This is a genomic window from Pararhizobium sp., assembly GCF_035497515.1.
In the GTDB taxonomy this organism is placed as follows: domain Bacteria; phylum Pseudomonadota; class Alphaproteobacteria; order Rhizobiales; family Rhizobiaceae; genus Pararhizobium.
This window is the reverse complement of record NZ_DATJDJ010000233.1, coordinates 1-4,872: the sequence shown is the minus strand read 5'-3', so window position 1 is coordinate 4,872 and position 4,872 is coordinate 1. Positions and strand designations below refer to the sequence as shown.

5 protein-coding genes and 1 pseudogene are annotated in these 4,872 nt (G+C 60.1%); all 6 read right to left on the bottom strand.

Features of this window, described 5'->3' with window-relative positions:
- Positions 1-110, bottom strand: a pseudogene (locus VL202_RS24450) (succinyl-CoA--3-ketoacid-CoA transferase); the annotation flags it as partial.
- 18 nt (positions 111-128) lie between these two features.
- A complete protein-coding gene (locus VL202_RS24445) occupies positions 129-1,019 on the bottom strand; it encodes a dioxygenase (protein WP_325466651.1) in 891 nt (296 codons plus the stop codon).
- A 37-nt stretch (positions 1,020-1,056) separates the two neighbouring features.
- Positions 1,057-1,347, bottom strand: coding sequence for a muconolactone Delta-isomerase (catC, locus tag VL202_RS24440; protein WP_325466650.1), 291 nt, complete (start codon positions 1,345-1,347; stop codon positions 1,057-1,059).
- Positions 1,348-1,358: 11 nt separating this feature from the next.
- On the bottom strand, positions 1,359-2,507 hold the full coding sequence (locus VL202_RS24435) for a muconate/chloromuconate family cycloisomerase (protein WP_325466649.1): 1,149 nt from the start codon (positions 2,505-2,507) through the stop codon (positions 1,359-1,361).
- Between the two features lie 632 nt (positions 2,508-3,139).
- Positions 3,140-3,703 (bottom strand): AAA family ATPase, encoded by a 564-nt coding sequence (locus VL202_RS24430; RefSeq protein WP_414692943.1) that lies wholly within the window; start codon positions 3,701-3,703, stop codon positions 3,140-3,142.
- Positions 3,704-3,863: 160 nt separating this feature from the next.
- Entirely contained in the window at positions 3,864-4,232 is a 369-nt protein-coding gene (locus VL202_RS24425) for a hypothetical protein (protein ID WP_325466648.1), read from the bottom strand.
- Positions 4,233-4,872: the final 640 nt, after the last annotated feature.

The window sequence follows — 4,872 nt, the reverse complement described above, 5'->3', positions numbered from 1 at the left end:
ATCAGGCTTTCGGGATTGCCCGACAGGCCGAATCCGCCGGACATGATCGTCATGCCATCGAACAGCAGCCCTTCGAGCGCCGACGCGGGAGTCGAATGGATTTTTTGCATGGGTCCCGGGAATCCTGATCAGGCGACGGCGCGCGTACGGGCGGAAAACCGTTCGTCATCGACCTGGTCCGCCTTCTGCAGCACGAAGTCGAAGGCGATATAGGCCGCGTCGCCCTGACGGTTGGGGACAGGTAGTAGCCCCTCGCGGGTGCCGAAGGCGAAATCGTCGGCAGCAAAAGGATCGTCGCCGAAATTGATCTGCGTCGTGAGCGTGCGATATCCCGGTGCCTCGATGAAGAAATGCACATGCGCTGGCCGGCTGCCATGGCGTCCGAGTGCATGCATCAGCGTCTCGGCGGCGCCGCCGGGAGGGACACTGTAACCGCTCGGTAGCCGCGAATGAAAGGCGTAACGTCCATCGTCGCCGATCCGGATGCGCCGCCGGTTATTGAACGGACTCTGCGTGCCGGTGGGATCGAAATGCGAGTAGAAGCCCTTCGAATTGGCGTGCCAGACATGCAGCAGCGCGCCCTTGACCGGCTCGCCCTCCATCCCCCGGATGGCGCCGTTCATATATAGTGTCCCGGTGTCATCGGCGTCCTGCGACAGATCGACGTCGCCTTCGACGATCGGCGCATCGGCCACATACAGGGGCCCCTCGATCGTCCGCGGCGTACCGCCGATGCGGCCCGCTTCGGCATCCTTGGCGTCCATGTAGAGGTCCATGAAATGTTCGAGGCCGATCCCCGGCACCAGCAGGCCGAATTCGTCGGCACCTTGCTGCAGGAAGGTGACGGCTTTCCAGAATTCGCTCTCGCTGATGTCGTGCTTGACGATCAGCGTCATCACGGATTCGATCAGGTCGCGAAGAATATGCTGCAGCCGCGGATCGCCGCCTTCGGTGTCGAGGCCGCTTGCCCGGTCGAGCAGGTCCTGGACGGACGCGCTCTGCACAAAATCGGTGTTCATGAAACTCTCCTGTATTTTGCTCTGATTTTCTTTTGTCTCAGCGATCGTCGTCGTGAACAGATGACGGGTGGCGGCAAAGCGCTGTCACGCGCACGTCCATGAAGGGATAAAGCGGCAGGCCGATCAATATGTCGTGCAGCGCGCCATTGTCGGCGACATCGAAGATGCTGACATTGCTGTACTGGCCGACAACGCGCCAGATGTGACGCCAGGTGCCCGCGCGTTGCAGCTCCTGAAACCGTTCCTTTTCTGCCGCCTTGAGCGTTTCAAAGCGCGCCGGGTCATAGTCCAGCGGAACATTGACATCCATTTCGACCTTGAACAGCATATTCGCTCCTTTCAGGCAGCCGGGATACTGATGGTTGTGCGCACGGCGTCGCGCCGAAGGAAATTGACGCGGTCGTCATCGAGGGCGATCCCGAGGCCCGGAGCATCGGGGACGCCGAGCGAGAAGTCGGCATAGTCGAGAGGCGCTGCCAATATTTCTTCGGTGAGCAAAAGCGGCCCGAACAACTCGGTCCCGAACGAAAGCGACGGGAAGGTCGCGAAAACATGCGCCGACGCGATCGATCCCACGCCACCTTCGAGCATCGTGCCGCCGTAGAGTGCGACGCCGGCAGCATCGGCAATCGCCTGCACCTGCTTTGCGGCGAACAAGCCCCCCGATTGTTCGATCTTTACCGCGAAGACATGGGCGGCCGCATGGGTCGCAAAATCATAAGCGCTCGCCGGCCCGGTCAGGGCTTCGTCGGCCATGATCGGAATTCGCGCGCGCGCCACAAGGCGCGCCATGCCGGCGCGGTTGAAGCGCGATATCGGCTGTTCGACCAGATCGCAGCCGATGTCGGCCAACATTTCGATACCGCGCGCCGCCGTCGTCTCGTCCCAAGCCATGTTGACATCGACGCGCACCGACGCCCTGCCCCCGAGCGCGCGCTTGATAGCCGCAACATGCGTGATATCGTCCTCGAGGGTGCGTTTGCCGATTTTCAGCTTGAAGGCATTGTGCCGACCGCGCTCGATCATATCTTCGGCTTCGTCGATGTCGAGCGCGGTGTTGCCGCTGGCGAGCGTCCATAGGACCGGGAGCCGGTCGCGCACGCGCCCGCCGACGAGCTCGCTGACAGGCAGGCCCAGGCGTTTGCCCTGCGCGTCGAGGAGGGCGGTTTCGATCGCGCATTTCGCGAAGTTATTGCCGACGATATGGCCTGCGAGCCGCGCCATGGTTGCCGCGGGTCGGGTGGCGTCGCACCCCTTGAGCAAGGGCCCCAGATAGGTTTCGATGTTTAGCTGTATGCTTTCGGGACTTTCGGGGCCGTAGGCGAGCCCGCCAATCGTTGTTGCTTCGCCGATTCCGATAATACCGTCGGAGCAATGAAGGCGAACCATGCACAAGGTCTGACTGTGCATCGTCGCCATGGCCAGCACGTGGGACCGGATTGTCGGAAGGTCGACAAGAAAGCTTTCGACATGTTCGATTTCGACCATCAGGCACCCCGTTTCTGAAGTGAATGATATCCAGTCTTCGCTCAAAACTGAAAGACCGTGTCAGTCCACTGCTATACCTCGAGAGTATGGAGCCACGGATGATGTTGCCAACGGCCTGCTGGGTGAGAATGGCATCCTGGGCATGACGGCGTCGGGCAAGACTCTGACTTGAGCGACGCATGCGTGTCGGGCGCGGCTGGCATGCGCCGATCTTCAAGAAATACCTGGATTACCTCGGACTGCGAGCCGAGCGGATTAGGAAGTTGCTCGCTAGCTGAAGCCCGGATCCTGATAGAGGCTTGGGACGACATTATAACACCGTCCGGTCGCTATGGTCGCTTGGATATCGGCCGCCTGCGCAACCGCCCAGAGCACTCCGCAGGGACCGAAGTATCCCTCTGAAGTCTGATTCCCGCGCCGTTTATCATGGATCCTTTTCATACTGCGGACAGGGATCGACAGTAGCCGGCAAAAGATTGCCGCGACGCCTAGGTTCGTCATGGGAGCGTTCGTCAATATCGCGCCGAAAGTCGCCTGACCGTTACCGGTCAGATTTCGCAGTAGCGGATACTCGCGTGGCGCATGCGACAGTTCGGCTGCAAGTGGGCAAATCCAGAAAGGATGCTTCTGGCTTATGGCGGGAATGCTGGCCCTTTATATTGGGAGAGAAGATATGATCCACTGCCCAACGCGGACGTTACGCGAGACAACAATGTTTTGCGATCGTCGTTTTCGGTCAACAGAACATGCCGTTCGAGAGAACCAAGTTCAGAGAATTGCTGATGCAGAGCTGCGATGTGTTCCGGATCGGACAAGGTATCGCCGCCACGAATCCGGCAGCGCTCGATCGCAGAGTTCAGGGATGGGCGAAGCACGATGTAGTGGATCGGAATGTTGATCCTCCTGAACGCTTCAAGGAACCAGGGGCCGACGATGCCGTCCACAATGACGAAGTAGCCACCACGTGCGTAGCCAGCCGCGACATTCGCCAGAACATCGATCACCACCCCATTCTGTTGATCTGCCTCAGGAAGATAGGGTGGGATCGCGCCGTGCTTGATAAAATGCCAGAAGTCGTCGGAGTGGAGATGCACTTTCGGCGATCCGTCCGACATGGCCATCGTGGAGGCCGTTGTTGTCTTTCCCGCGCCTGGCGTTCCCGTCAGGATGAGAATTTCTTGTCTATGGCCGATCATTGCCAAGCCTCTTTAACAATTCAGCAACTTACACATATTTCATTCGAGCGCACCAGTGTCAGTCGTTTCCCGCAATTCCCGTTAAGCTAGCGAGCTATGTCCGCTTATCACGATGTGTCGCAGAAAACAGACTGGCAGCAAACGGCCAGTTCTGCTTTTCTTACCGCTCGGCTTTGCCTGCGGCCAGCGCTTGTTGGATCATCGCGGCGTCGATCATGGCTCGATAGATTCTTCCGACTTCATCTTTGCTAACGTGGCCAGCCTCGAGCGCTGCGGCGCTGATCATCGTCATATCGGGTTCGCGAAGAGCCATGATCGCGGCTTGCGCCTCCGGCAAATAGTCTTGCCAAAGCGGCTTGCCGCCCATCTTCGCATCGGGTGGATTCGCATCCAACTCGCAAAGTGCGCGCGCGACTCGTTCCAGGCCAGAGGTCATGCCAGGAGAATAACATAGAAATCCGGCCTTTCCGCTGGGATAACTATCGTCATGGGGATGGTTGCAAGTCGGTCCGATCCCACGCTCGGACATCGGCGACTTTCCAGAATCTCTATCCCTCTCTACAGCCGCCCAATGGCCAGACGCTCAACCATTGCGGAACGTGTCGAGGCCCTCATCCGGCGAATGGATGGGGCGCCACTTTGCGACGAATGCATTACAGACAGGCTCGACCTTTCTTCGGTTTCACAGGCAAGCGTTGCCACCGGAGCAGCTGCCGGCGTCGGAGGATTTGAGCGGCTCAAAGAGCCGTGCGGCCTTTGCGGCGAGCCGCGGCACGTCATTCGTTACAAAGGCTGAACTGTGCAATTCGCCGCGGAAAGATCGAGCGCGGCTGAATGGGCGTGCTCTGGCGCCGGCAGGCGGCGCCAGGGGCCGCGCGTTATCTTGGGCCGCGCAGCGCACTTGGCTCGCTGTCCTTGCCGGACGGCGGCTGGCCCACAGGCCCGCGCGCACGCCGCCCGGCTGCGGCCTCACCAAGAGCGCATTCTTCTTTGGGCGCTTCGCGCGGTTCTCTGACGCCTTGCGATAGTTACGGGGTTTGAAACGATCGGCGGTCGGCACTACGGATCCGGCAATGATGTTCAGCCTGTTCCTGCTCGCCTCGGTCGTTCCGGCCGGCCAATCCTTCGCCTGCACCCCCGTCGCAGTCTGGGATGGCGATGGGCCGATC

Excerpts from the sequence above, each read along its gene's own strand:
- catC (WP_325466650.1), bottom strand. The coding sequence starts at position 1,347 with ATGCTGTTCAAGGTCGAAATGGATGTCAATGTTCCGCTGGACTATGAC.
- VL202_RS24425 (WP_325466648.1), bottom strand. The coding sequence starts at position 4,232 with ATGTCCGAGCGTGGGATCGGACCGACTTGCAACCATCCCCATGACGAT.
- VL202_RS24430 (WP_414692943.1), bottom strand. The coding sequence starts at position 3,703 with ATGATCGGCCATAGACAAGAAATTCTCATCCTGACGGGAACGCCAGGC.
- VL202_RS24435 (WP_325466649.1), bottom strand. The coding sequence starts at position 2,507 with ATGGTCGAAATCGAACATGTCGAAAGCTTTCTTGTCGACCTTCCGACA.
- VL202_RS24445 (WP_325466651.1), bottom strand. The coding sequence starts at position 1,019 with ATGAACACCGATTTTGTGCAGAGCGCGTCCGTCCAGGACCTGCTCGAC.